This is a genomic window from Alcaligenes sp., from assembly GCF_050255915.1.
GTDB lineage: Bacteria > Pseudomonadota > Gammaproteobacteria > Burkholderiales > Burkholderiaceae_B > Alcaligenes > Alcaligenes aquatilis.
This window is the reverse complement of sequence record NZ_JBFWIQ010000009.1, coordinates 69,536-95,500: the sequence shown is the minus strand read 5'-3', so window position 1 is coordinate 95,500 and position 25,965 is coordinate 69,536. Positions and strand designations below refer to the sequence as shown.

General features: G+C 55.1%; 19 protein-coding genes, 1 pseudogene and 3 riboswitches. Of the genes and pseudogenes, 15 read left to right on the top strand and 5 right to left on the bottom strand.

What is annotated here, in order from left to right:
* Positions 1-80 precede the first annotated feature (80 nt).
* Both AB7E06_RS12800 and pbpG read right to left on the bottom strand, forming a co-directional pair.
* Complete coding sequence (locus tag AB7E06_RS12800) at positions 81-995, bottom strand: LysR family transcriptional regulator (protein ID WP_094196643.1); 915 nt, start codon at positions 993-995, stop codon at positions 81-83.
* Positions 996-1,006: 11 nt separating this feature from the next.
* A complete protein-coding gene (gene pbpG / locus AB7E06_RS12795) occupies positions 1,007-2,011 on the bottom strand; it encodes a D-alanyl-D-alanine endopeptidase (RefSeq protein WP_230018230.1) in 1,005 nt (334 codons plus the stop codon).
* 247 nt (positions 2,012-2,258) lie between these two features.
* Between pbpG and AB7E06_RS12790 the strand changes: the two genes are divergently transcribed.
* From AB7E06_RS12790 to AB7E06_RS12780, 3 genes are all read left to right on the top strand, one after another.
* Positions 2,259-2,639 carry a flagellar protein FlhE gene (locus AB7E06_RS12790; RefSeq protein ID WP_427957205.1) on the top strand — a complete coding sequence of 127 codons (381 nt, stop codon included), beginning with the start codon at positions 2,259-2,261 and terminating at the stop codon, positions 2,637-2,639.
* A 141-nt stretch (positions 2,640-2,780) separates the two neighbouring features.
* A complete protein-coding gene (locus AB7E06_RS12785) occupies positions 2,781-3,596 on the top strand; it encodes a motility protein A (RefSeq protein ID WP_009454185.1) in 816 nt (271 codons plus the stop codon).
* 4 nt (positions 3,597-3,600) lie between these two features.
* Positions 3,601-4,446: an OmpA/MotB family protein gene (locus tag AB7E06_RS12780; RefSeq protein WP_427957203.1), complete on the top strand. Its 846-nt coding sequence runs from the start codon at positions 3,601-3,603 to the stop codon at positions 4,444-4,446.
* 77 nt (positions 4,447-4,523) lie between these two features.
* On the opposite strand, the gene AB7E06_RS12775 is transcribed toward AB7E06_RS12780, so the two are convergent.
* Entirely contained in the window at positions 4,524-5,963 is a 1,440-nt protein-coding gene (locus tag AB7E06_RS12775) for a sodium:solute symporter family protein (protein WP_094198340.1), read from the bottom strand.
* Between the two features lie 141 nt (positions 5,964-6,104).
* Positions 6,105-6,212: riboswitch (TPP riboswitch) on the bottom strand.
* A 66-nt stretch (positions 6,213-6,278) separates the two neighbouring features.
* A riboswitch (TPP riboswitch) is annotated at positions 6,279-6,376 on the top strand.
* A 50-nt stretch (positions 6,377-6,426) separates the two neighbouring features.
* On the opposite strand from AB7E06_RS12775, the gene AB7E06_RS12770 reads away from it, so the two are divergent.
* The 4 genes from AB7E06_RS12770 to AB7E06_RS12755 all read left to right on the top strand — a co-directional run bounded on the left by AB7E06_RS12770 (position 6,427) and on the right by AB7E06_RS12755 (position 10,400).
* Positions 6,427-7,209 (top strand): 3-oxoacyl-ACP reductase, encoded by a 783-nt coding sequence (locus AB7E06_RS12770; RefSeq protein ID WP_094196646.1) that lies wholly within the window; start codon positions 6,427-6,429, stop codon positions 7,207-7,209.
* Positions 7,206-8,498 (top strand): LLM class flavin-dependent oxidoreductase, encoded by a 1,293-nt coding sequence (locus tag AB7E06_RS12765; RefSeq protein ID WP_108727463.1) that lies wholly within the window; start codon positions 7,206-7,208, stop codon positions 8,496-8,498. Before AB7E06_RS12770 ends, AB7E06_RS12765 begins: the two co-directional genes overlap by 4 nt.
* Before the next feature lie 152 nt (positions 8,499-8,650).
* Complete coding sequence (locus AB7E06_RS12760) at positions 8,651-9,400, top strand: SDR family NAD(P)-dependent oxidoreductase (RefSeq protein ID WP_121738901.1); 750 nt, start codon at positions 8,651-8,653, stop codon at positions 9,398-9,400.
* Positions 9,401-9,458: 58 nt separating this feature from the next.
* Positions 9,459-9,603, top strand: a riboswitch (FMN riboswitch).
* Between the two features lie 161 nt (positions 9,604-9,764).
* Positions 9,765-10,400 carry a riboflavin synthase subunit alpha gene (locus AB7E06_RS12755; protein ID WP_427957200.1) on the top strand — a complete coding sequence of 212 codons (636 nt, stop codon included), beginning with the start codon at positions 9,765-9,767 and terminating at the stop codon, positions 10,398-10,400.
* Positions 10,401-10,445: 45 nt separating this feature from the next.
* Here the strand turns inward: AB7E06_RS12755 and AB7E06_RS12750 are convergent, their stop codons facing one another.
* Entirely contained in the window at positions 10,446-11,024 is a 579-nt protein-coding gene (locus AB7E06_RS12750) for an AAA family ATPase (protein WP_094196650.1), read from the bottom strand.
* Positions 11,025-11,619: 595 nt separating this feature from the next.
* On the opposite strand from AB7E06_RS12750, the gene AB7E06_RS12745 reads away from it, so the two are divergent.
* The 8 genes and pseudogenes from AB7E06_RS12745 to AB7E06_RS12710 all read left to right on the top strand — a co-directional run bounded on the left by AB7E06_RS12745 (position 11,620) and on the right by AB7E06_RS12710 (position 22,596).
* Positions 11,620-13,059, top strand: a complete 1,440-nt coding sequence (locus tag AB7E06_RS12745; RefSeq protein ID WP_427957198.1) for an aspartate ammonia-lyase — start codon at positions 11,620-11,622, stop codon at positions 13,057-13,059.
* 50 nt (positions 13,060-13,109) lie between these two features.
* A complete protein-coding gene (locus AB7E06_RS12740) occupies positions 13,110-14,432 on the top strand; it encodes a dicarboxylate/amino acid:cation symporter (protein WP_427957196.1) in 1,323 nt (440 codons plus the stop codon).
* Positions 14,433-14,531: 99 nt separating this feature from the next.
* Positions 14,532-16,313, top strand: coding sequence for an ATP-binding protein (locus tag AB7E06_RS12735; protein ID WP_427957194.1), 1,782 nt, complete (start codon positions 14,532-14,534; stop codon positions 16,311-16,313).
* Positions 16,298-17,632: pseudogene (locus tag AB7E06_RS12730) on the top strand (sigma-54-dependent transcriptional regulator). The gene AB7E06_RS12735 and the pseudogene AB7E06_RS12730 overlap by 16 nt, the downstream one beginning before the upstream one ends.
* Positions 17,633-17,752: 120 nt before the next feature.
* Positions 17,753-18,676 (top strand): LysR family transcriptional regulator, encoded by a 924-nt coding sequence (locus AB7E06_RS12725; RefSeq protein ID WP_427957192.1) that lies wholly within the window; start codon positions 17,753-17,755, stop codon positions 18,674-18,676.
* A 266-nt stretch (positions 18,677-18,942) separates the two neighbouring features.
* Positions 18,943-20,328, top strand: a complete 1,386-nt coding sequence (gene tcuA / locus AB7E06_RS12720; protein WP_427957190.1) for an FAD-dependent tricarballylate dehydrogenase TcuA — start codon at positions 18,943-18,945, stop codon at positions 20,326-20,328.
* Positions 20,329-20,360: 32 nt separating this feature from the next.
* Entirely contained in the window at positions 20,361-21,551 is a 1,191-nt protein-coding gene (gene tcuB / locus AB7E06_RS12715; RefSeq protein ID WP_427957188.1) for a tricarballylate utilization 4Fe-4S protein TcuB, read from the top strand.
* Between the two features lie 67 nt (positions 21,552-21,618).
* On the top strand, positions 21,619-22,596 hold the full coding sequence (locus AB7E06_RS12710) for a Bug family tripartite tricarboxylate transporter substrate binding protein (protein WP_094196657.1): 978 nt from the start codon (positions 21,619-21,621) through the stop codon (positions 22,594-22,596).
* A 239-nt stretch (positions 22,597-22,835) separates the two neighbouring features.
* Here the strand turns inward: AB7E06_RS12710 and AB7E06_RS12705 are convergent, their stop codons facing one another.
* The gene (locus AB7E06_RS12705) at positions 22,836-25,961 is read right to left on the bottom strand and encodes a tetrathionate reductase subunit A (protein WP_427957186.1); all 3,126 of its coding nucleotides are present in this window, start codon (positions 25,959-25,961) and stop codon (positions 22,836-22,838) included.
* Between the last annotated feature and the right edge of the window lie 4 nt (positions 25,962-25,965).

The window sequence follows — 25,965 nt, the reverse complement described above, 5'->3', positions numbered from 1 at the left end:
GAACGGCTATTGTGTTCGTTGCTGTCATTTGTGATGTGCTATTAAGGCACATGACCGTGCTTTTTCGATTAGCCGAACGATCAACGACCCTGCTGGGTAAAAGCCCAGACAGACTCGGCCAGCGCCGAGAGCGGAGCCCGGGAGCGGTACAGGCGTACCTCAAAGGCAATTTCATCGCCTTTGCCACCCAATTGCACCAAGGTGCCGCGACGACATTCATTGGCAATCATGGACAAGGGCAACCAGGCGACCCCCATGCCTTTGAGCACCGAACCCATTGCGGTATCCAGCGAGTCGCAACGTACCGTGCTGACCAAGGGGTAGGCAAAATGATGCAGCTTGTCACCCAGAATACGGGCCATGGCCAAGCCGCCCGAATACGAGATCAACGGGATGCTGCGCCCGCTATCGGCATTGAGGTCATACAAAGGCATGCCGTTTTTGCGTCGCTGACAGGTGGGCACGAGCTTGTCAGTGGCAATGGTCATGTAGGTCACTTGCTCGGCCAGTAGCTCAATCGATAAGGCCGGGTGTTCATAACAACACAGGAAGTCTGTTTTGCCTTGGGCGAGCAGCTTGGCCATATCGGCCATCATGCCGGTGCTGATGTCGATGGGCACATGGGCCGACAAAGGCGCATGGCTACCTTTTTGCAGGCGGCTGACCCAGTCGGTGACCAGGGTACGCGCCAGGCTGCGGCCAGTGGCAATTCGTAAACTGCCATGCCCGGCCTGATCCGACGCCTGCAATTGCCGACGGACACGGTTTAATTGTTCCAACACTTGGTTGGCGGTGTTGTAGAACACCTGTCCTTCCGGTGTCAGCGTAACGGGCAAGCTGCTGCGCTCGACCAAAGGCGTTCCTACCCATGCTTCCAAGGCCCGAATGCGGCGCCCAAATGCCGGATGCGTGACGTGGCGTTGTTCTGCCGCTCGAACAAAACTGCCCGCACGAGCCAGGGTCACGAAGTCTTCAAGCAGTTTGAGTTGGGACACGAAGAGCCGTCTTAAAGCATGGCCAGTCCGTTGGACTTTTCAACCAGATTGCGGATCCGTACGGCGTCACCAATACGCGAGTAACGACCCGTGGAATTCAGCAGCACAATAGCCACTTCACGATCTTCGATCTTGGTCAGCATGACCAGACATTCCCCCGCTTCGTTGATGAAGCCGGTTTTGGAAACTTGAATATCCCAGTTGGCGTTCTTCACCAAACGATTGGTGTTGTTGAATACCAGTTGGCGGCCGCGCACAGGCTGGACGGAATACTGATCGTTCGTGGTGTACTGCTGGATACGGTCATGTTGACTGGTGGCGGTCAGTAATTTGACCAGGTCACGCGGGCTGGCCACGTTGTCGCTGGACAAGCCGGTAGGTTCCACAAAACGTGTGTTGCGCATACCCAAAGCACGTGCCTTGTCATTCATGGCGCGCACAAAAGCAGGCAGACCGCCAGGGTAGCTGCGGCCCAAGGCATGGGCAGCCCGGTTTTCCGAGGACATTAATGCCAAGTGCATCATGTCAGCCCGGTTCAGTTTGGAGCCAACGCGAAGACGCGAGCTGGAGTGTTTGACGCGGTCCACATCTTCGTCGATGATCTCCAGCATTTCATCCATAGGCAGACCGGATTCAGCCACGACCAGGGCCGTCATCAGCTTGGTAATGGACGCAATGGGCCGAACAGCGTCGCTGTTTTTTTGATACAGCACGGTGGACGACTCCAGATCTTGTACAAAGGCAATCTCCGAACGCAGGGCGGCGTGCTGGATGAGAGCGTCGTGTTTGAGGGCATTGAGCGCACGGCGGCTATCATTTTCGCTATAGCTGATGGGTTGCAGGTTTTTTTCAAAAACCAGATGCGGTACGTTGTAGCTGATGGCCGTGCTGGCGTCATTCAATGCGGATGGTTCGGCCAGCGCCAGCGTCTGCGCGACAGACAACATCGAAAATGGCGCTAACAATAAAGCGCATAATGCAGGTCGAATGAGTTTTTTTGTTCTGGTTTGAGGCATTTTTCAGTTCCCGGTAGGCGAGAAACAGAAGGGCGGATAGAATTTGTGCGTTTATGCTACCAGAAAAAATCCTCTTTATATTAGTATCTTACGACCCAAAGTTAAAAAAAATTTAAGATGTCTGTGCGGTATCATTAAGAAACTTATTTTCATCTGTATAAAAACACAGTCTATGTTTTTTCTGAAAGTCCAAAATAATAAAAAACCTGTTTTTATAAACAGTTTTTTAAATCGATTCCTGCTTTCTATGGCCCTGCTTTCATTGCCGCTGGCCAGTCATGCTGCTTCCTTGGCCTGGGACGGGGAACAGCTTAGCAATGCCATCACCACCAGCTCGCCCAGCACCCAGCAAAACTTCCTGCCTGCAGAGGCGGTGCGAGCACAGGCTTCAAGCATAGGCAAGGTGGAAGTCAGTTATCACCACAATGGGCGCGCCATTCTGAAAAGCCGTTTGTGTTTGCAAGGTGGCTCCTGTGTGGACATGAACGGTTCGGTATTAAGTACCAGGGCATTTGCCGGTCAGGATGCGCGTCTTGGCTTTGTGCTGGTGCATGAGGTCTGGAGCTGGGCGGGCAGTACCGAGGCGGTTCGAGTGCGGGCATCGATTCGGGTGAATTACCAGCGTTAGCTTTACGCGCCCGCGCCGCTTCCTAATAAACGATTTAATTTCATTTGGGTTTGATCTATCTCAAGGTGCTAGCCTAAAGAAACCCGCTGTACTGCCGATATGTAGTTCTGATGCCCATCGGGCCATAACCAGGACTTGTGCATGAACCCCTCTACTCTGATCGGCATCGTAGCCAGCGTGCTGCTGTTTGCCGTGATCTTGTTTTTTACGGCAGAAAACCCCGCCTTGTTTGTGGACCTGCCCAGCTTAGCTGTTGTGCTGGTAGGTACGTTGGCGGCGACGTTTATCAGCTACCCGTTAAGCGAAGTTGTCCGTATTTTTGGCCTGATCGGGACGGTGCTGCGTAACGAACGCCTGTACACCCAACAGGATATGGATGAGCTGATCAATATTTCCCGTTTGTGGATGATGGGTGATATTCGTGCCGTTGAAGAGGCGCTGGAAAAAGTAGCCAACCCGTTTTTGAAAACCGGTGTTCAACTGGTCATTGACCGAGCTCCCCAAGAAGATATTGAAGATCTTTTGCAATGGCGCATCAGCCGTTTGCGTGCCCGTGAGCATGCAGAAGCGCAACTCTTCCGTTTGATGGCCAGCTTCGCGCCTGCTTTCGGCATGGTCGGTACGCTGATTGGTCTGGTTAATTTGATGTTCTTGCTGGGCGATGGCGACATTACCTCTATTGGTCAGCAAATGGCGCTGGCCTTGATGACCACGTTTTACGGTGTGCTGCTCTCCAATCTGGTGTTCAAGCCTGTGGCCGTGAAGCTGGAGCGCCGTACCGAGCAGCGCGTGGTTTTGATGAATATGATCATGCAAGGGGTATCCATGATGAGCCAGCGCCGTGGCCCGGCCTTGATGCGCGAAACACTCAATTCCTTCATGGCCCAGTATCAGGACGAGATCAATGACCGGGGTGGCCGCGACGATGACGCGGACCCGGCTCCGGAGCGAGGTTGATCCCATGGGAAACATGGAGCAGGACCTGACCCTGGGTGAACTGGCTGACCGTCAGAAAACCTTGCAAAAAGAGCTGGAACAAGCCCGGGGAGCCAAGATCGAACAGCAACTGGCCAGCAATCTGGGCAGCCGCCGTCGCAGCCGCCCCTGGAATGATCCGGGGCTGGCCGTACCCGAGGAGGAAGAGGCCTGGCTGACCACCTATCTGGATATGATGACCTTGTTGCTGGTCTTGATGATTGTGATGCTGTCCTTTGCAGGCAAGCGGGTACAAACGGCGGCGCAGGGGCAAGGGCAGGGAGGTGCGACGGTCGTTGCACAAGCGGGCAAAGACGGAGCCGGTTTGTTGCCCGCAGGCGCGGGCCTGTTTCCCGAGTCCGGCCTGGGTGAGGGGCAAGGCAAAGGCAATCACGGTCTGGATCTGGATGGCTTGGGTGACAACATTGATGTGGTCATGAACGATCAGTCTGTGAGCTTCCGTATCAACAGCGAGATTCTGTTCAACTCGGGCGGTGCGGATCTGGGCTTGGAGGGCTTGACGGTGCTACGTCAATTGGCTGAAGTATTGCAAAAATCCACCCACCCGATTGTGATTGAAGGCCATACGGATTCGGTGCCCATTCGTAGCTATCGCTACCCTTCCAACTGGGAGCTGTCCGGTGCACGTGCGGGCAGTGTAGTGCGTTACATGGAAGCCAATGGCATTGGCAGCCAGCGCTTGAGCGCGGTCGGTTATGCCGATACACGCCCCTTGGGGGACAATGCGACACAGCAAGGACGTGCAACGAATCGACGGGTTGAAATCATTGTGCAAACTCCTCAAACACAGCCTGAAAGTCCCGTCCAATAAGCCTTTACAACAAAACCCCGGTTTGCGACTGACAAACCGGGGTTTTTGTTTTGAACTTGAATCCAGTGTGTTCGGATTTAGTCCAGAACGCGTGTGGAGGAGGCCAAGGTGCCCAAATCGAACTTGGGCAGATGGCGACGCAGAGGCATGATTAACACGCTGATCAGCACCGGCACAATGGCGGCCAGCAAGAAGGATTCCAGCAAGTAATCCATCGGGCCATTGGGGCGTGGGAACACGGCCAGACCGGCCACCAGGCCGCCCAGGGTGCTGAGGGTGGCGGTAAAGCCATCGTAGCGGCGGCTATACAAACCAAAGAACACGGGGAAAGCGGCTGCCGAACATAGCAAGTCTGCCAGCAGGAACAGGTACAGCACACTGAAACCTTGCGAGGACGCGTACAGCACAGGGATGGAGCAAACCCAGATCAGGGACCGCGCCAGACTCATCATTTGAGCGGTATTGCGATGGGGCATGATCCGGCCCAGATCCACCGCAATCAGGCTGGAAACAGCACTGATGGCGGTATCGGCACTGCTCATGACCAAGGACAGGCCCAAAGGAATCAGCAGTACCAGAAACCAGACCGGTACGTGCGGCAAAATAACGTTGAACAAGGCGACGGAGCTGTCACCGGTGGAGCCCAGGCCCACAAAGGCCAGACCAAATAAACCCATCAAAAAGATGAAAGGGGCGACAAACAGGCCACCGAGCAAAAAACCGCGACGCATGGACTGCGTGTCTTTGGCGGCATAGATGCGCTGCCAGTTGCCCTGGTGAAACAGGCCGGTCAGCAAGATGGCCACAAAGAAGGTCAGCCCGGCCTTGATACCGACCGGGTCGCCAAGCTCGATCAGGCGCGGCGCCTCCAGCTTCACGCTGTCAAACAATTGCACCGGACCCCCTACGGCTTGCCAACCAAACATGATGATCAGAAACAGCATGGGCAGGATTACAAGCATCTGTACCTTGTCGGTAAAGATGGACGCGCGCAGTCCGCCATAAGACGTGTAGATCAGCGTGGCCAGCAGCACAATACCGGCGGTGACCCACAGGGGGATAGGGGCGATCAAGGTAATCATCTTGGACATGGCGGTGATTTCAGCCGTCATGGAGATGAACATGTAAAACAACATGATGAGCAGGGTCAGCGCATACATAGGGCGACCGTAGCGGGCAATGACAAACTCGCTCAGGCTGTGGCCGCGTGGCAGCAGTTCGCGCATACGTTTGCCCAGCGGAATCATGGCCAGGCGGGGCGACATGGAACCGAGGGCATAGCCGATGACGGCGCTCAATCCTCCCCAGGTGGCGGCCTGCGCGGGTGAGAACAGGATCCACGCGCCCAGCGAAGAAGCCAATAAAGTCAGAATGGTAGCGACGGAACTTTGACTATTGCGAGCCACCACAAAGTCTTCAAGAGAATTTTTGTAGTGGCGGGCGTATAGCACCCCGGCCAGAGCAAAAGCCGCAGAAAAAACGATCAGCCACAGGAGGGTGGCGGTTTGGTCCAGCATGAGATCTCCCCAAAAACCTGTTTGAACAGGCACAAACCGGCCAAGCTGGCGGGATGCCAGGGCAGGGCGCAGAAAAATGGAGGGATTGAAATGGGGCGTGTGAGCTGATGAATGCACCGCACAGACAAGAGCGGGCAGGCTGCCAGGCCGCGTTTCCTTTCCCTTCGCCGGCATGATCCGGATCAGGTTCTAAGGGTTACCGCTTGAATGCGGAGTCTCAGCCCGTTAAGGACTCCCCCAGGAACAGGTTCAAAGAGTAGGAGAGCTTCTTTCAAATGTCAATGATACGGTCTAGGCCAATTTATGCTATGGTCTGGCTGCGGCACGGGGTGTCCTTCTTGGAAAGGGCTGAGATAAAACCCGTCGAACCTGATCCAGCTCATACTGGCGAAGGGATGTCCGAATCCATAGACCTGCGTCTGAACCGGGCCGACATCCTCGCCGAATTCTTGCAAGGAGTCTCATGTCTGTGGAACACGTCTCGGAACTCTCCCAACAACTTGTTCTGGTCACCGGCGGCGCACGCGGCCTGGGGGCTTGCCTGGTACGTGCGTTTGCGCGTCAGGGCGCGAAAGTTGTCATCAATTACCTGAAAAGTGAAGCAGCCGCTCAGGCGCTGGCGGATGAGTTCCCGCAGCAATGTCTGGCCGTGCAAGCGGACGTGACGGAGGCGGCGGCGGTGCAAGCTTTGTTTGCCAAGGCCCAGGCGCATTTTGGCCAGCCTATCACTACGGTCGTCAATAACGCGTTGCCTGAATTTTCTTTCAACGGCGATGCTCGTCCCCATGCCGATACGCTGACGTGGTCGCAACTGAACCAGCAACTGGAAGGCATTGTGGGCGGTGCCTTGAACACCACACAGGCGGCATTGCCTGGTATGAAGCAAGCGGGCTTTGGTCGCATCATCAATATCGGTACGAACCTGTTCCAGAACCCTGTTGTGCCCTATCACGATTACACGGCCGCCAAGGCGGCGTTGTTGTCCATGACGCGTACCTTGTCGCACGATCTGGGGCCCGATCAGATTACTGTGAACATGATTTCTGGCGGTTTGCTGCGTACAACCGATGCGTCCGCGGCTACGCCCGAGGCCGTGTTTGACTTGATTGCGGCCAGTACACCGTTGCGCCGTGTGACCACGCCTGAGGAGTTCGCCGATGCCGCTTTGTTCTTTGCCGGTCCGTGGGCTCGGGCAGTCACTGGGCAGAATTTGGTGGTGGACGGTGGATTGGTGAAAAACGGATGAGGCAGCTGCACTTCAATTTATTCATTATGGGCTGCGGGCATCACAAAGCAGCCTGGCGTCATCCCGATTCGCAGGTAGAACGCCTCGGCGATGTCCGGTTTTACGAAGAACTGACCCAGATCGCCGAGCGTGGCAAGCTGGACGCCATATTCTTTGCCGATGGCCAATCCAGCGATAACGTGTCTGACGGTCCGCGCTGGTTTTTGGAACCCTTGACCATGATGGCCGCCCTGGCGCGAGCCACCGAGCGTATCGGCCTGATCAGCACCGTTTCCAGCACTTTCTACACGCCTTTTGTGGCAGCGCGCATGTTGTGCTCCCTGGATCATGTGTCCAAGGGGCGAATGGGCTGGAACGTGGTGACATCCATGTTTGATTCGGAAGCACGTAATCACGGCTACGAAGCCATGCCCGACCATGCCTGGCGCTATGCACGGGCTGAAGAGTTTGTTGAGACTTCGCTGAAGCTGTTCGACTCCTGGAGCGACAGTGCCTTGGTGATGGACAGGCAGGGCGATTATGCCAAGGTAGATCAGGTGCGTCAGATCCTGCATAAGGGCGATCACTTCCTGGTCGATGGGCCCTTGACCTTGCCGCGCTCACCACAAGGACAGCCTGTTCTGTTTCAGGCCGGTGCCTCTGAGCAAGGCCGGGATTTGGCCGCGCGCAAAGCTGAAGCGATTTATGCCGTGGCGTATGACTTGCCCTCGGCCCAATCCTATTACCGCGACATCAAACGACGCGTGCGGGAAACGGGGCGGGGCGTGGATGTGCCCGTGATGCCAGGCCTGGTGACCTATGTGGGCTCTACCATGGAAGAGGCGCGTCGCAAACAGCAGGAACTGGATGAGCTCTTGCCCGCCGAGACGTCCTTGCGCCAGTTGGGTATGTTCGTCGGTCAGGATTGCATGGACTGGGAACTGGATGCGCCGGTACCGCCACTGCCTCCTTTGGAGAGCTTCAAGGGCCCCAAAGGGCGTTATGCCACCATGCTGCGCATTGTTGAAATAGAAAAACCAACGGTTCGTCAATTGCTGGGTCGTATTGCTGCCGGTGGTGGTCATTGCACCATGGTCGGAACGCCAGAATCCATTGCTGATCAGATTGAGCAATGGTGGCGCAATGAAGGCGCGGATGGTTTTAACCTGATGCCGCCTTCCTTGCCCAATGGTATTCGAGACTTTGTTGAGCAGGTGATACCTGTTCTGCAAAAACGCGGCCTGTTCCGCCATGAGTATGAGCACAGCACTTTGCGTGGACACCTGGGGCTGGAGCGTCCTGCAGCCTGACCTTGGGATGAGAAAAAAGCGGGCATTTCCATCGCTGGATTTGTCCGCTTTTTCCCTAGGGGGAAGGGGCTACGAAGTTCCTGAAGTTTGCTATCCTTAATGCTTTAATTGTCGCCTGCTTAACGAGCAGCGAGCTGTATAGGGATCGCACTATGAAAACCGCCGTTGTCACCGGGGCCTCCTCAGGGTTTGGAGCCGCTCTTGCTCGTAAATTGGTATCTGAAGGGCACACCGTGCTGGGTCTGGCGCGCCGTCAGGACAAGCTGGATGCCCTGGCCGCCGAGCTGGGCGAGCGGTTTGTACCGGTCAGCGTGGATTTGACCGATCGTGCGCGTGCTGAGGCAGTGTTGGCGGATCTGACGGCTCGTTATCCCCATATCGACGTGCTGATCAATAACGCCGGCTTGGCGCTAGGCGTGGACAAGGCGCAAGACGCCAAGATGGATCAGTGGGATACCATGGTGGCTACCAATATCAGCGCGTTGCTGCATATTACGCACGCTTTGCTGCCAGGTATGGTCAAGCAGAACAAGGGCCATATCATCAATCTGGGCTCGACGGCGGGCGAATACGCTTACGCCGGCGGCAATGTGTACGGCGCCACCAAAGCATTTGTGCATCATCTGGGCCTGAATCTGCGTGCCGACCTGTCGGGTACGGCAGTGCGTGTCTCTACTGTAGCTCCTGGCCTGTGTTCCGGCACGGACTTCTCCGCCGTGCGTTTGGGCGATAAAGACAAAGCCGCTGCGCTTTATCAGAACGTGGATGCGCTGACGCCAGAGGATATTGCTAACACCATTACCTGGATCATGAATGCGCCTGCCCATATGAACGTCAACTACATCGAGTTGATGCCTGTGGCGCAAAGTTTTGCCGGCTTAAGTGTGCATCGCCAGGCTTGAGCTTGGCGACCGGGCTTGGGTCTGGCTTGATTAGACTTGGGCTCCGGTCTTACACTGCACACGTCTTCAGGGCGGGGTGAAATTCCCCACCGGCGGTAAGGGATTCGTTCCCCAGCCCGCGAGCGATCTCCCCCTGGGAAAGATCAGCAGATCAGGTGCAAAGCCTGGGCCGACGGTCAGAGTCCGGATGAAAGAAGATGAAGCCTCGCTGCCTTGTGATCAAGGGTGATCAAGGCAGCGAGGTGTTTTATTGCTGCCCGGAGGACGCATTATTTAATCAAGGATGCGTTCAAATGAAAAATCTGAAAATCTCCCCTGCATTAGCCATTGGTCTTTTGCATGAATGTTGCGAAGGAGTGTGCTGATGTATACCGGAATTGTTAAAGCGGTTCGTCCTCTTACTGCGGTCAAGGCCGAGCTGGGCCGTACCGAGTTTGAAATCGATTTCACCGATGAGCTGCTGGTGGATCTGCAACTGGGGGCCAGTGTCAGCGTGGAAGGCACCTGCCTGAGCGTAACCAGTATCAGCGGCCCTAAAGTCACTTTTGATGCGATCCCTGTCACGCTGGAGCGCACGAATCTGGGCACGCTTAAAACAGGTGATCTGGTCAATATCGAGCGATCGGCCAAGCTGAACGAGGAAATAGGCGGCCATGTGATGGCTGGCCATATCGCAACGACCGCAGAGGTGCTTGAATTGAGCATTACCGAGGCGTGTAACCGTCTGCGTTTCCGTGTACCAGAAGAGTGGGCGAAGTACGTGTTCCCACGCGGTTTTCTGGGCGTTAATGGCTGCAGCTTGACCGTGGCGGATGTGGGGGATGGCATTGTGACCATCAACCTGATCCCCGAAACCTTGCGCCAGACAACGTTCTCCCGCTACAAGGTGGGCGATCGCCTTAATATCGAGGTGGACCAACAGACGGTGGTATTAGTCGATGTGCTGGAGCGTACGGTGGCCGGTACCTTGTCGCGTGTGATGCCTGGTTTGAAAAACTGAACAAGGCTCGAGACCATATCAGTAAAAAGAAGGGCTGCTGGCCGATTAAGGCTGACAGCCCTTTTTTACTGCCTTGCGCTCCTTGTATGGAGCGGTCGTGCCTAGGGTATTGAGCACAAAATCAGCGCGCTTTTGGACTGTTGTCTTGGGAAGAATGCTCACTTGGTAGCCCAACAAAGGGTAGATACGCGTCAAGCGTTCGTACTCATGCAAAGCCGCGTTGATATCATGCCGGCGTTCCGGGTCCTGCTTATAAATCTGTGGCCAGGGCGGCGTTAAAAACACCCGAGGATGGTAGGGGTAAGCGCGACTGACCGCCTCCAGCAAGGGATGGCCTCTTAATTCTTGTAACGCGGCTGCCGCATCAATCAGGCCACGATCAAAAAACACCCACGAACCATCTTGAGCTGCGGTCACGTAGTCTGTTTGGGCAATCTTGAGCGCCTCTTGCAGAAAGGCCTCCAGATCCAGCCAGGGTAGAGCAGAGCCTTGGATGGCCAACTGTTCCTGAACAATACGTCGCCCAGGCTCTTGAATCACGGTATGCCCACGTTTTTGGAGCTCGGCTAACAAAGTGGACTTACCACCGCCGGAGCAACCTGAAATAAGGACGAAAGAATGCATAAAGAAATGCAGATCAATAAAAGAAAATAAGAACTTGGAAAAGCGGGGGCGAACCCCGAAACTACGAAGAAGGGAAGAAGGGAAGAAGGGAAGAAGGGAAGAAGGGAAGAAGGGAAGAAGGGAAGAAGGGAAGAAGGGAAGAAGGGAAGAAGGCTTAGTTTAAGGCAGGGATGAGAAATGATGAAGCCCGATCCCCTTGTGGGTGTACACAAACATTTAACCCGTCTATCTCCAAGGCATCCATCAAAGAAGATAAAATGCAATTAACGGAAAAGAATTCCAAACATTGAAAAAAAAGTATCCAACAAAAAGAGGGTCGATTTTGGGAGAAAACCGCATGGTAATACAGCCGGATAAAACCCACAGCCGCACAGTCTGATGACTTCTGTTCGGGTTTCCGTCTTTTTTGGGCTTGCCGTGTTCGGAAATCCGAACAGAAGGGAGCGTATTGTCAGTGTCTCTACAATCAGTGCACAAAAAATGACTTGTTTTTCAATAGGCTAGTGCAATCCGCTGTTGTTGGCACAGTTGTTGCTTTTAACTCCGGTACAACAACCCCAATTTTTGGGGCCCCACATAAAAACGGAGAGATGACATGACTGATTGCACCGCAACGGCTCACACGCGCCTGGAAAAAGACTTGCTAGGAACTCGGCCCGTACCTGACTCGGTGTATTTTGGCGTTCACACCCTGCGAGCCGTTGAAAACTTCGATATTACGGCGACACCTATTTCAAACTATCCCGATTTGATTCGTGCCCTGGCACAGATCAAAGCATCCGCCGCGCAGGCCAACCACGCGCTGGGAGCATTGGATGCCGTCAAGAAAGAAGCGATTGTGCAGGCATGCCGAGAAATTGAGTCCGGCCAGCATCACGACCATTTTGTGGTGGATGTGATCCAAGGTGGTGCGGGAACCTCTACCAATATGAATGCGAACGAGGTGATCGCTAACCGTGCGCTGGAGATTTTGGGTCATGAGCGAGGGCAATACGCTTTTCTTCACCCCAATGAGGATGTCAATCTGGGGCAGTCGACCAATGATGTATACCCCACCGCCTTGAAGCTGGCTGCCTATCAGGGCGCTGCCCGTTTATTGACCGCCTTGGAGTACTTGCAGCAAGCGTTCGAGAGCAAAGCTCACGCCTTCAAAGAGCTATTGAAAATGGGGCGAACACAACTGCAAGAAGCGGTCCCTATGACCCTGGGGCAAGAGTTTGCGGTTTACGCCGGCATGATTGCCAAAGATCGCCTTTGCCTGACCGAGGCCATGCAAGATCTGTGTGAAATCAATCTGGGTGCGACCGCGATTGGCACGGGTATCAATACCCATCCTCGCTATGCCAAACTGGTCACGCGTCAATTGTCCTCAAACACGGGGATCAGCCTGCGCAGCGCCCCCAATCTGATCTTGGCTACCCAGGACTGCAGCGCTTTTGTGCAATTGTCCAGCGCGTTGAAACGGATTGCCGTCACACTGTCCAAGACCTGCAACGACCTGCGCCTACTATCAAGCGGCCCACGCGCCGGCATTGGCGAGATCAATTTGCCACCACGCCAAGCGGGCTCCTCCATCATGCCGGGCAAAGTCAATCCCGTCATTCCGGAAGCAGTCAGCCAGATTGCCTTTGAAGTCTTTGGCAATGATGTGACTGTCTCCTTTGCGGCCGAAGCAGGACAGCTTCAGCTCAACGCGTTTGAACCCATTATTGCGCACAGCCTCTACAAGAGCCTGCGTCACCTGCAACGCGGATGCATGATTCTGGCCGACTACTGCGTGGAAGCGATCACCGCCAATCCTCAGCGCCTGGCAGACAGTGTCAGCCAATCCATCGGATTGGTTACGGCGCTTAATCCGTTGATTGGCTACGCCGCAGCCACCGACATTGCCAAGCAGGCGTATGAAACCTGCAAAGGGGTGGCCGAGCTGATTCTGGAGCAGGGCTTGTTAAGTGCGAACGAGCTGGCTCAGGCCTTGCGGCCTGAACTGCTGATCGCGCCACGCACCTTGAACGAATTTGAGCAAACTCTTTAATTAAAAAAAACTGACAGGCCCGCGCACGGACCGACAAGGGAGATAAACATATGAAGCTGAATAAGCAAACCACATGGATTCTGATTGCCATGGCATTGGGTGTGGTGGTGGGGTATATCTGCCACAAAATGGCCGATACCCCTGAACAGGCTCATGCTATTGCCAGCTACTTTGGCATGGTGACGGATATGTTTTTGCGCTTGATCAAAATGATCATTGCGCCGCTGATTTTCGCCACGCTGGTTGCCGGTATGGCCAGCATGGATGATGCAGCGACTGTTGGCCGTATCGGTGGCCGTGCCGTGGGCTGGTTCCTGTTGGCGTCGCTGGTATCGCTGACGGTAGGGCTGATTTTTGCCAATATTTTTCAGCCTGGCGCCAATGTCGGCATTCCCTTGCCGGCTGAATCCGCGCACTTGGGAGTGGATACCTCGGCACTGAACCTGAAAACGTTTTTGACTCACGTTGTGCCACGTAACTTTTTTGAGTCCATGTCCAAGAACGAGATTTTGCAAATCCTGGTGTTCTCGGTATTTTTTGGACTGGCCTTGGGGAAAGTGCGTGGCAATCCCCAGGCAAACACCCTCGCACAAACTATCGAGGGCGCTGTGCCGGTGATGCTGACGGTAACCAACTACGTCATGTACTTTGCGCCACTGGGGGTGTTTGCAGCCGTGGCCAATATCATCACGACGGAAGGGCTGGGTATTTTGGCGGTCTATGGCAAGTTTCTGGGCAGTTTTTATGCCACCTTGGTGGTGTTGTGGTTGATTTTGCTTGCTGCCGGATTTCTGGTGCTCAAGGGTCGGGTATTCACGCTGTTCAAAGAAATCCGTCAACCCATGTTGCTGGGTTTTTCCACCGCCTCCAGTGAAGCGGCCTATCCGCGTCTGATGGAAAAGCTGGAAGTGTTTGGTGTACGCAAGCGCGTTATCGGCTTTGTCCTGCCGCTGGGCTACTCCTTTAACCTGGATGGCTCCATGATCTACACCGCTTTTGCCGCTTTGTTTATCTCACAGTCGTATGACGTGCCGCTGACCTTGCAACAGCAGATTATTATGCTGCTGGTGTTGATGATCTCCAGCAAAGGTATCGCCGGTGTGCCACGCTCCGCGCTAGTCGTGGTGGCCGCGGTTTTACCGATGTTTGGTCTGCCTGAGGCTGGTGTACTATTGATCATGGGCATTGATCACTTTCTGGACATGGGCCGCACCGCGACAAATGTATTGGGTAACGGCATTGCCACAGCCGTTGTCGCTAAATGGGAAGGTGCCATCGATGCGCCCGACGAGGCGGACAGCAGGGCGGCAGGCTCATCGCAGCCCCGGCCCGAGGAGGCAGCCCCGGCAAGCTCAGCGCCTGTCATTGCCTGACACCTCTCCTGTCTGGGTAGCGGCTGTTTACTACAATCCCGTGTCAGTGGCCGCTACGTTTTTATGCATTTGCTCCGATTTTTTCGTCTTCAGAAAGTCTTGCTGTTGCTGACATTGATTGTGTCACTGGCTGCCATAGCGGGCATGGTGGCTTACCGTGTTGGCGAAGCGCTTGGACTGGCCAGTTTGCAGGACTCAGCGCGACAGCGTCTGAATTTGTATGCGTTGACATTGCGTCACGAAGTCGAGAAGTACGAATATTTACCCAAGATGCTGGAGCTGGATCAAGCGGTGGTGGGGCTGCTGGAGCGTGGCACCCAGTCCTCGCTTGAGGTTAGCCGTCATCTGGAGCGCTTGAACGAGCGCGCCAAGACCCGCGTGATTTACATCCTTGGACGCCAGGGGCACGTTCTGGCGACCAGCAACTGGCAACAGGCCGACAGTTATCTGGGGGAAGACCTCTCTTATCGCCATTATTTTTCCGAGGCACGCCAAGGGCGGCCTGGTTTCTTCTTTGGCGTTGGAACCACTCGGGGCGAGGCAGGCTATTACATCTCCGCACCCATCTCGCTGGCAGGGCATGTCATGGGGGTGGCCGTCATCAAGGTGGACCTGGATCGTTTACAGGATTCCTGGACCCATGCACAAGCGCCGGTGATCGTTTCCGATCACTATGGTGTAGCGATCTTGTCCTCCGTACCCGCCTGGAAATTTACGGCAAATCAGCCCCTGACTGAAGATGTGCAGCAGTACCTGCGCGAGACTCGCCAGTACAACGGTTTACCGATTGCGCCACTGGATCTGCTGACCCAAAAAGTGCTGAGCCGAGATGCGCAATTAGTGTCTTGGTCTGGGACCGGGACAGAGTCGGAGACAGAGGATCAGGTTCGCGGACTTTTTCTGGCTCAGACACTTCCGTTTGGTGCTAACGGCTGGACTTTGACGCTGTTTTTGCCCACCGATCTGGTCTATTCCATGGCTCGCCTGTACGCAGGCCTGGCCGCCTTGGGGATCCTGTCCTTTTTTGTGGTGTTGATCAGTTGGTATTTGCGCCGGCAGCAACAGCGTGATCGGGCTCTTGCACGCTTGCAACTGGAGCGGGCCCATGCTCAGCTTGAACGCAAAGTGGAGGAGCGTACCCGCACGTTGGAAGAGACTCAGGCCGGCTTGATTCACGCAGGCAAACTGGCCGTCATTGGACAATTGTCTACTGGCCTGGCCCACGAGCTCAATCAACCCTTGACTGCGCTGCGTACCTTATCAGGGAACACCATCCGCTTCATGGAGCGCGGCGACCTGGATACGGTGCGCGCCAATTTGAAGCGCATCAATGATTTGGTGGACAGCATGGGCGCACTGACCTCACAACTCAAGCAATTTGCTCGCAAATCGCCCGGTCATTCGGGGCTGGCAGATTTGAACGCCATCATCGATCATGCCTTGCTGATCCTGGAACCCTCTATTCACCAACACCGCGCAACGATACATGTGCAATTGGCTGACGATGCGGGCAGGGTGCTGTGCAATCCCAACCGCCTTGAACAAGTCATTGTTAATTTACTGAGCAATGCGATTGATGCCGCGTCTACGCAAAACGCTCATCCCGTCGTTCAGATCAGCAGCCAGCGGCAAGGCCAGCAGGTGGCGATCCGGGTTCATGATAATGGCCCGGGATTAAGCGAGGAGGTGCGTTTGCATTTATTCGAGCCGTTTTTCACCACCAAAGACAGTGGTACCGGACTGGGCCTGGGTTTGGCCATTTCGATGAGTATCATCCAACATTGTGGGGGTCGCTTGACGGCAGATAACTTGCCAAGCGGTGGCGCCGTATTCACGATTGTGCTTCCCTTTCCTGGAGCAGAAAAATGTACGACGCACTGACGGTTCTTATCGTTGAAGACGATGCCAATGTACGTCTGGGTTGTAGCCAAACCTTGCAGCTTGAAGGCATTCGGGTGGAGCAGGCCGAGAGCGCAGAACAGGCCTTGCGCCTGCTGCACAATGGCTGGCCAGGCATTGTCGTGTCCGATGTACGTTTGCCGGGCGCCGATGGCATGAGCTTGTTGCAGCAATTGCAACATGTAGACAGCGATTTGCCTGTGGTGCTGATTACCGGCCATGGCGATGTGTCGATGGCCGTTCAGGCCATGAAAATGGGGGCCTATGATTTCATCGAAAAGCCCTTTTCGCCCGAACATTTTGTACAAGTCGTATCGCGTGCCCTGGATAGACGCTAAATGAGCTTTGAAATCAAAGCGTTGCAGTGTCGATTGCAAGATAAACAATCCATTGAAGCCCGCGTACTGGGCAACTCTTCAGTCATGTCCAAGGTGCGTGAACTGATCTGCAATCTGGGCAATAGTGCCGCCGATGTACTCATTTTTGGCGAAACTGGCACCGGAAAAGAGCTGGTGGCTCGCTGCCTTCACGAGGTGGGGCACAGCAGTGAAGGCAATTTTGTAGCCGTCAACTGCGGCGCACTGTCCGACAGTCTGTTTGACAGTCAGATGTTCGGTCATGAAGCAGGCGCTTTTACGGGCGCCGGCAAGCGGGTAATCGGCAAGATCGAGCATGCACATCAAGGTACGCTATTTCTGGATGAGATAGAAAGCATGCCAATGGCCATGCAGGTCAAACTATTGCGCGTCTTACAGGAACGAACGCTGGAGCGACTGGGCTCGAATCAATCCATCGCCATCAATTGCCGGGTGATTGCGGCCACGAAAGTCGATTTGCTGGCGCAGGCCGATCAAGGCCTGTTCCGTCACGACTTATATTACCGCCTGAATATGGCCACCTTGCCCTTACCCCCCTTGCGTGAACGGCGCGAGGATATTGGCCTGTTGTTTGAACATTTTGCCTTGTTGGCGGCGGCCCGGCATGGCCGACCGGCCCTGGAGCCCGACTCCGAGCGCCTGCAGGCCATGCTGGCCTGGCATTGGCCAGGCAATGTGCGCGAGCTGCGTAATTTTGCGGACCGCTGCGTGCTGGGAGTCAACAGCGCGTTGCCCGGTCAGCAAGCGGCGCCTGGAACGGTGCCGACCTCCCTGGTCCAAACGGTGGAAGCGGTCGAGCGTGCCTTGATCGTCGAGGCCCTGAAACGGCATCAACATAATTTGACCCGCGCCGGACAGGAGTTGGGCATTGCCAAAAGCACGCTGCACGACAAAATCCGCAAGTATGGTTTGTTAGCGTCCTAATGTCTTTCTCTCCGAGTTCCTGCTTGTGCCGATAGGGCCTGTCATTGTCAGAATAAGCAGCTGTTTGTCTGATTGATCTATGATCAGAGCTTTCGTCCTACTTTTTTATGGCGTTCTATCATGGAGCTGCGTCAGCTGCGGTATTTCTTGCGTGTAGTGGAGTTGGGCAGCATGGGTAAGGCCGCCCAGGATCTGGGTATTGTCACTTCGGCGCTCAGCCAGCAAATCAGCCGCCTGGAAGGGGAGTTATCGGTTCGTCTGTTACAGCGCACATCGACAGGCGTGATCCCTACCGCGGCTGGCTTGGCGTTTCGTCAAGAAGCGCAATTGGCGTTGAGACACACCGATAATGCCGTCCTGGCGGCACAGGCCGCTCGGCTGTCTGGGCAGGTCACGGTAGGTCTGGCTCCGACCACCGGTTCGGTCCTGGCAGTCCCTTTTCTCAGTGCCATGAAGCAGCGCTATCCCGATGTACGGGTACATCTGATTGAAAGCCTCTCGGGCAATCTGTCTCAAATGCTCAATCGACGCCAGATTGATTTAGGGGTGGTGTTCCATACGGCAGGGCATCACTCCTGGAGTGCGCACGCTGTTCTGGACGAACGTCTATTTCTGATCATCCACCCCGATCAACGCCATTTGCTGCCTGCGGGGCATTTTTTGACGTTAGGTGATATTGCTGATTTGCCACTTGTCATGCCCAGTGCCTCCCACGGCTTGCGTGCTTTGCTGAATGCCGAATTTTTCCGCGAAGGCACTGAGGCCAATGTTGTGGTGGAGATTGACGGCCTGGCTTTGTTAATGGACGTGGTGTGCTCTGGCTACGCCGCAACGGTTCAACCTGGCGCGGCGGTAGTGCGCAATCACAATCAAGGCTTAGTGAGCTTGCCTTTAGCGCATGAAACCCTCAAACGCCGCAACCTGATCGCCAGCTTATCCGACGATGAGTTAGCACCAGCTGGGCTTGCGGCTCGGATCGTGCTGGCCGATGTCATGCGCTCGCTGGTGCAGCAATCACGTTGGCCAGGAGCCACGCTACTCTGAAACAGATACGCTTCCTCATAAAGCGGTAGCCCTTCGCCCCGTTTGTTGCTCACCCGTTTTAGCTGTGCTCACGCCCATTTACGCTGGAGCGTGTTGTCGCGTTGCCTAATAGACAAGGTCGTCCTGTGCGCTGAGCCTTCACTTTTAGTGAACACCTATAGCCTTGGTCATACTGGCGTCGACAAGACTACATCCCTAAAGTAGACCTCGTTCCATATCGTGGTGACACGCTTAAGCAACGAATAGCACACAGGAAACGGACAACAATGGTTGATGTACTTGTTATTGGAGGCGGCAACGCCGCATTGTGCGCCGCCCTCTCAGCCCGAGAGGCAGGGGCAAGTGTTCTATTGCTGGAAGCTTCTCCCCGTGAGTGGCGAGGAGGCAATTCGCAACACACCCGTAATTTGCGTTGTATGCATGATGCGCCGCAAGATGTCCTGGTCGATGCTTATCCAGAGGAGGAATTCTGGCAAGACTTGCTCAAAGTGACAGCCGGAAAAACGAATGAGCATCTGGCCCGCTTAGTCATTCGCACGACGAGCACCTGTCGCAACTGGATGCGCAAGCACGGTGTCAACTTTCAGCCTCCGCTCTCAGGCGCCTTGCATGTGGCGCGCACCAATGCTTTTTTCATGGGTGGCGGTAAAGCCCTGATAAATGCCTATTACCGCAGTGCTCAAGCCCTGGGGGTGGACATTCGCTATAACGCGCCTGTTGATCGGCTGGAAATAAAGGACGGTCAATTTTTAGCAGCGTGGTGCGGCGAACAACGTATCCAGGCACGAGTCTGCGTATTAGCGGCGGGCGGCTTTGAATCCAACCGTCAATGGTTACGGGAGGCCTGGGGACAAAACGAGCTTGGAGAGTGGCCTTCGGATAACTTCCTGATTCGTGGCACACGTTTTAACCAAGGCGTGTTATTGCGCCATATGATCGACGATCACAAAGCAGACCATATCGGCGACCCAACCCAGGCACATATGGTGGCAATTGACGCCCGAGCCCCGTTGTATGACGGGGGTATCTGCACCCGCATTGACTGCGTATCCCTAGGGGTCGTGGTTAACCGTCAAGCCAAGCGATTCTATGACGAAGGTGAAGATTTCTGGCCCAAACGTTACGCGATTTGGGGACGTTTGGTCGCCCAACAAGCGGGCCAAATTGCGTATTCGATCATAGACAGTAAGGCGATTGGTCGATTCATGCCCCCGGTTTTTCCTGGCCAAAAGGCTGAAACATTGCCCGAGCTGGCCCGCAAACTGGGTCTGGACGAGGTGGCGTTCCAGAAAACCCTGAATGATTACAACAAAGCCTGCCAGGTCGGGAAGTTTGATCACACATCGCTGGACGACTGTCACACCCAAGGTATTGCGCCTGCCAAAACGCACTGGGCCTTGCCGATTGATACTCCCCCGTTTTATGGCTATGCCTTGCGCCCAGGCGTGACATTTACCTACCTGAGCCTGCTCACCGACGAAACAGCTGCCGTACGTTTTGACAACAAACCTAGCCGCAATCTGTTTGTTGCCGGCGAGATGATGGCGGGCAATGTGCTGGGGCAAGGCTATACAGCAGGAGTGGGAATGTCGATTGGTACAACCTTTGGCTGCATTGCAGGCACACAGGCTGCACAGGCGGCCAGACAATGAAAACGCTGTTGCGCCCTGATCCCGAGACTCCCATGAAATCACTTCAAGCATTAATAAATGATGCATGCAACACCGAGTTGCACGCACACTCGCCCAGTCCCATGGTGCACCACACAAGGAATGAACAGGAGGTCGATCGCATCATGACGATCTGTAATGCCTGTCGTTACTGTGAGGGCTTTTGCGCGGTCTTTCCCGCGATGACACGCCGTTTGATGTTCGAGCCAGCGGACGTGCATTACCTGGCAAATTTATGCCATAACTGCGGGGCGTGCCTGCATGCTTGCCAATACGCACCGCCTCACGAATTTGCGGTCAATGTTCCGCAAGCGATGGCCAAGGTTCGTGCCCAAACCTATACCCAGTATGCCTGGCCAAAGAGGCTGGGCAAGCTCTACGAGCGCAACGGCTTGGTGATGTCGATTGCGTTGACCTTGGGGTTGGCCTTGTTCCTGATTTTGGCGTTGGCGCTCAACGGTACGCTCTGGGACGCAGCATTGGCTGGAGATTTTTACAATCTGTTCCCGCATAACCTGTTGGTAGGCATGTTTGCGCCCGTGTTCCTGTTTGCGGTCTTTGCGTTAGGCAAAGGGGTGCATGGTTTTTGGGTAGAAATCACTCCGGTCACCAGTGGCGCACCTGTCAGCAGGACGGCTGCCGCCGAGGCGACCCATTCGGTGCTCAAGCTCAAGTACCTGGATGGGGGGCATGGGAAGGGATGCCATAACGAGGATGACGCCTACACCTTGTCGCGCCGCCGATTTCATCACCTGACCTTTTATGGCTTCATGCTGTGCTTTGCTGCAACCAGCCTGGGCACGATCTACCACTATCTATTCGATATGGTGGCTCCGTACGATTTCCCCAGTCTGCCCAAACTGCTGGGATCGGTGGGAGGGGTGAGCCTATGTATCGGCACGGCCGGCTTGGGCTATCTGAACGTGCGTCGCGACCCGGCACAGGGCGATCAGCAACAAAAGCCGATGGATCTGGGTTTTATTGCCTTGCTGTTTTTGATTAGCGCCAGCGGACTGGCCCTATGGCTGGCCCGTAGCACACCCGCGATGGGTTTGTTGTTGTGCTTGCATCTCGGAGCAGTGATGGCGCTTTTTGCCACCTTGCCTTATGGCAAGTTTGCACACGGTATTTTCCGCAGCGCATCGCTATTGCGCCATGCCATAGAGAAGCGGCAGCCAAACCCCATTCGTGCCGGTGGCGACTGACCCTGTCGGGTTTGAAGCCTCCCTTTTTTCATCGCAACCATACTTATAACGACTCAAGAGGAGCATCATGCGTTTTCGTCCCTTTTCCTGTTTTGCCAGTGCCGCCTTATCAATCGGTTTGCTTGCCTCATCGGTGCAAGCACAGACATTTCCACCCCAAAAGTCGATTTCTTTGGTTGTCGGCTTCGCAGCCGGTGGCGCAGCCGATGCCGCTGCCCGCATGATTGCCAAAAAACTTGGGGACAACATCGGTCAGACTGTTGTTGTACAGAACAAAGCAGGCGCTGGCGGTATTTTGGCGCATCAGCAAGTGGCTAATGCTGATAATGATGGCTCGGTGTTGCTCTTGGGCTCCGTGGGGCCAATGACTATTTCTCCACACCTGATGAAAGTGCCTTACGACCCGTTCAAAGACCTGGCTCCTTTGTCGGGAGGTGTACATTTTCCCAACGTACTGGTTGTGCATAAAGGTATAGGAGCAAAAACCTTGAGCGAGTTTATTGAGCTTGCCAAGAGTGAGCCTGGTCTTATCGACTTTGCTTCTTCCGGATCAGGTTCTGCCTCACACTTGGCCGGAGAACTCCTTAACCAGCGCGCTGGAGTTGAAATGGTGCACGTCCCTTATCGTGGCGGTGGTCAAGCTTTGCAAGATCTTATCGGGGAACGGGTGGCTTCATACTTTGCGGCTCCACCGACAGCAGCCCCGCACATTAAGGTCGGTACCTTGATTCCATTAGCGACAACCGGTTTGGAGCGCTCTGCTGATATGCCAACGATTCCAACGGTGGCAGAGGCCGGCTACCCTGGTTTTATTGCACTAAATTGGTATGCATTCTTAGGGCCGGGAACGATGCCAGAGGACATTCAGGAGCGTTGGAATCAGGAGCTGGTCAAGGTATTGAACGATCCTGAAATACGTCAGTCCTTGCTGGACTATGGCTTAACTCCTCAGCCAACAAGCCGTGCCGAATTAACCCAGTTCATGGAACAGGAGTCAGCTCAGTGGCGAAAGACCATTCAAGAGCGTGGACTAAAAGGGGAGTAACAGTCCCTGTATCCATGAAGCTGAATGTGCGAATGCGGCTACGTTTGCGGCCGCACTCTTGAAAGCACAAACCATCCAGTTCATGAAATAGGTTCTTGGGGTAGAGGGCATCGCCTTGAAGACTGGCCTTTGCCATTGGGGCCACTCAAACTTGGGCCACTAAGGAAAGAGGCCGATTATCCCAAGGAATAATCGGCACCCTTATCCTTTAACAACGGTTTGATGCAGGTGTGGTTTTTTTAAGCCGACAACTTCTCCACTCGGGCTGGCAGACCCTGTCGCACAGCAGCGCCAGAGACCCAGTCAATCCACACGTTGTCCTGCCCATCGCCACGGGTTGGATCGGCAAACCCCAATTCGTTCAGATTCACGCCTGCTGCCAGATCGTTCAGGTGAGGCATAGCCTCGCCATCGATCTGGTGCGAACGGGCCCCCAGCTCGGTATGACCAAAACCGTGCTCGATAGCGATGGCACCGCGCATGATACCGCCACGCACCAAAGCAACACCTTCAACCGCGCCGCCGGGTGTGCTGACACGAATACGGTCGCCGTTACGAATACCCATGTTTTTCGCATCATCCAGATTCAAGGAAATCGGGTTATGCGGGTGTACCTGGCGCAAACGTGACATGCCGATGGACATGGAGCTCATCAAATTGGATTTGTAGGAGCTCATCAGCAGCGGCCACTCTTGCTCAGAAAAGTGTTCGCGCATCGGGCTGCCGTCGGCTAGACGGGTTGGGTACCATGTGGGGCAGCCGCTCAAACGTTCACCCGTCATGGTGTGACGCATCTTGGCCAAGTCCTCATTCCAGATCTGCAAGGCGTTGTCGTAACGTTTTTTCAGTTGATTCCCTTTCCAGGCGTTTTCAACTCGGTCGAAGCGACCTCCGCGAGTCAGCAACATGGCCACTTTGCGCTGCTCTTCGGGATGCAGGCGCGCTTGCAGATCCGGGAAGAGGCGATCCACGCCTGTCATGCGCATATCGTCGTCGGATGCGTCGCCAACCGGGCGGCCAGCACCAAAAGCGATATTGGCCATGCCGCGCAGATAGAAATCCTCGGCGCGCAACAAGTCATGGGCATTGCCCGCCTTGTCTTTCAGAACGCCTTTACCAAAACCAGGTAACTCCAGACGCAAAGCCACGGCAAACAGGAAACTTTCCAGGTTGATGGGCTGGCCATCGGCCGTGCGATCCACACGTGGCTGCACCACTGGCCAACGTAGGGTGGAGGATTTGGCAATCACGTCGGCCCAAGGTGCCGACACCCCCCAGCTTTCGTACGTCACCGTGTCTGGCACGATGTAATCTGCATACGCGTTGGTCTCGTTGATGAACGGGTTTATCGAAATTGATAAAGGCAAAGCAGCAGGGTCTTTCAGTTTGTGCAGCAAGGCATTTTTAAAACCTGCAATGGCGTAGACCGGATTACTCATGTGATTAATCCAGACCTTGGCTGAATAGGGGTAGCCATTCAGACCTGAAGCAATCATTTCACTGCTCAAAGCCCCCACGGCGGGGTACCAGGGAGCAGGAGCCGGGTACAAGGCTTCACCATTCGCCTGACGACGCTTGAATTCGCTGGATTTTTCGTAAGCGAAGCGATGACGCGACAAGGACACGCCTTTAGCCGTCACTTTGCCAGGAAATTGTGCGAAGTTGTAGCGCGGGCCGGGGCCAAAAGGACCAAATGGGCCGGCATCCAGCACCAAACCACCTTTCAGATTCAGGTTGCCGACCAAGGTGTTCAACATGGCAATAGCGTAAGCCGTGTAGAAACCAGAACCGTTCATGGTGCCACCGTGAGCGTCAGCCACGGCTTGGCGACCGTAGCTGGTAAATTCACGGGCCAGCTCGATCAGGGTTGCTTCTTCCATGCCGCAGCCTTTGGCGTACTCGGCAATGGATTTTTCCTGACTGCGCTCGCGCAGCATGTTCAACGCAGTACAGACGCGTACATCCTGGCCTTCCAGCTCAACACTACGGTCGACAAATAGCGTGGCGCGATCCAGATCGGTATGGGCGCGTAGCTCACCTTGTTCGTCCTGAACGATAAAGGGCGATTCAGTGCCTTCGACCACTTCCCAACCCAGATCCGTGCCACGCAAATAACGTCCAAAGCCAGGATGCTTGGGATCTGCAATCAATAAATGGCTGGCGTTAGTCCAGGAAGCCGTATTTTCGTCCTGCTCGGCAGGTGCGTGGGGCAAGGACAAGTGTTCTGCATCAAACCGCTCTTGTTCCAGAATCCAGCGCAACATGCCCATGACCAAAGACAAGTCGGTGCCGGGCAGAACAGGCTGCCAGCGGTTGCCACTGCCCGAGGCCAGACTGGACGAGGTGGGCAGAATCGGGGAAACAACCACGTACTTGAAGGTATTTTCAGGACGCGAACGGGCTTCGGCCAATTCACGGCCCTGACGCTGGAACGGGTTACCGGATTGAGCCGGTGCAGCGCCAATAAACAGGCCAAATCGGGCATTTTTCCAGTCAGGCTTGCCGTGAGGCAGCCCTTTAATGTCGTTCATGGCAGCCCCCGTTCCCACACGGAAACTTTGACCGCAATATGAACCGTGGTTACTGACGTTGACCGTGCCAAAGGCTTGCTCGGCAAAGCGTTTGAGCAGTGGTGTACGGCCTTCGTTCGCGGCATCGGTGAACAATAACTGGTTGGCCAGTGGGCCAAACTCGGGATTCTGTGGGTCAATCAAGGTTTCATGATCCCAAATGGCACGCAAACCGTCGACATGTCCTTCTTTGAACAGATCGCCACCTTCACAGACTTCTTCAATCAATTGCTCAAAGCTGATGCGCTCCCATTGGCCTGAACCACGGGGGCCGACACGCTTCAAAGGCGATAAAACACGGTAAGGACTGCTGTGCTGCTCCAGCATGGAAGCGCCACGGGCACAGGCACTGGCACGGCCTTCCAGGCCGTTTTCTCCGCCCAGCATGGCGTAAACCTCGCGTACGGGCTGCTCCATAGGAGCGGACTGCGTGGTTGCCAAAGGATGGTAAGGGTTGCCAGCGATACGCAGAATCTTGTTGTTCTCCGTATCAATACGTACGCGCACACCACACTGTGTCCAGCACCCCAAACAGCTGGAAGGGCTCACAATCTGGCCGGGTTGCGTATCAAGCAGGCCGGTAATTGGGTCAATACGGAACTCGGCCTGCAAGGAGTTGCCACGGGTGGCGTGGGCAGTTGGCGCTCCGGCTGTACCTTGGCCCAGACCTTGCACCGCCTTGACCACGGTGTCGCTATAACCGGCCGCAAACGCAGCCAGACCACCCACAGCGGCACCGCCGCGGGTCAATACCTGCCGACGCGACAGGTTAGGGGTTTCTTTTTTCTTGCTCATGACG

What these genes read in the sequence shown, in the direction of transcription:
- AB7E06_RS12705 (WP_427957186.1), bottom strand. Translation starts at nt 25,961, where the DNA reads ATGAGCAAGAAAAAAGAAACCCCTAACCTGTCGCGTCGGCAGGTATTG.
- AB7E06_RS12710 (WP_094196657.1), top strand. Translation starts at nt 21,619, where the DNA reads ATGCGTTTTCGTCCCTTTTCCTGTTTTGCCAGTGCCGCCTTATCAATC.
- AB7E06_RS12770 (WP_094196646.1), top strand. Translation starts at nt 6,427, where the DNA reads ATGTCTGTGGAACACGTCTCGGAACTCTCCCAACAACTTGTTCTGGTC.
- AB7E06_RS12775 (WP_094198340.1), bottom strand. Translation starts at nt 5,963, where the DNA reads ATGCTGGACCAAACCGCCACCCTCCTGTGGCTGATCGTTTTTTCTGCG.
- tcuA (WP_427957190.1), top strand. Translation starts at nt 18,943, where the DNA reads ATGGTTGATGTACTTGTTATTGGAGGCGGCAACGCCGCATTGTGCGCC.
- AB7E06_RS12750 (WP_094196650.1), bottom strand. Translation starts at nt 11,024, where the DNA reads ATGCATTCTTTCGTCCTTATTTCAGGTTGCTCCGGCGGTGGTAAGTCC.
- AB7E06_RS12740 (WP_427957196.1), top strand. Translation starts at nt 13,110, where the DNA reads ATGAAGCTGAATAAGCAAACCACATGGATTCTGATTGCCATGGCATTG.
- AB7E06_RS12725 (WP_427957192.1), top strand. Translation starts at nt 17,753, where the DNA reads ATGGAGCTGCGTCAGCTGCGGTATTTCTTGCGTGTAGTGGAGTTGGGC.
- AB7E06_RS12785 (WP_009454185.1), top strand. Translation starts at nt 2,781, where the DNA reads ATGAACCCCTCTACTCTGATCGGCATCGTAGCCAGCGTGCTGCTGTTT.
- AB7E06_RS12765 (WP_108727463.1), top strand. Translation starts at nt 7,206, where the DNA reads ATGAGGCAGCTGCACTTCAATTTATTCATTATGGGCTGCGGGCATCAC.
- AB7E06_RS12760 (WP_121738901.1), top strand. Translation starts at nt 8,651, where the DNA reads ATGAAAACCGCCGTTGTCACCGGGGCCTCCTCAGGGTTTGGAGCCGCT.
- AB7E06_RS12780 (WP_427957203.1), top strand. Translation starts at nt 3,601, where the DNA reads ATGGGAAACATGGAGCAGGACCTGACCCTGGGTGAACTGGCTGACCGT.
- AB7E06_RS12755 (WP_427957200.1), top strand. Translation starts at nt 9,765, where the DNA reads ATGTATACCGGAATTGTTAAAGCGGTTCGTCCTCTTACTGCGGTCAAG.
- AB7E06_RS12745 (WP_427957198.1), top strand. Translation starts at nt 11,620, where the DNA reads ATGACTGATTGCACCGCAACGGCTCACACGCGCCTGGAAAAAGACTTG.
- AB7E06_RS12790 (WP_427957205.1), top strand. Translation starts at nt 2,259, where the DNA reads ATGGCCCTGCTTTCATTGCCGCTGGCCAGTCATGCTGCTTCCTTGGCC.
- pbpG (WP_230018230.1), bottom strand. Translation starts at nt 2,011, where the DNA reads ATGCCTCAAACCAGAACAAAAAAACTCATTCGACCTGCATTATGCGCT.
- tcuB (WP_427957188.1), top strand. Translation starts at nt 20,361, where the DNA reads ATGAAATCACTTCAAGCATTAATAAATGATGCATGCAACACCGAGTTG.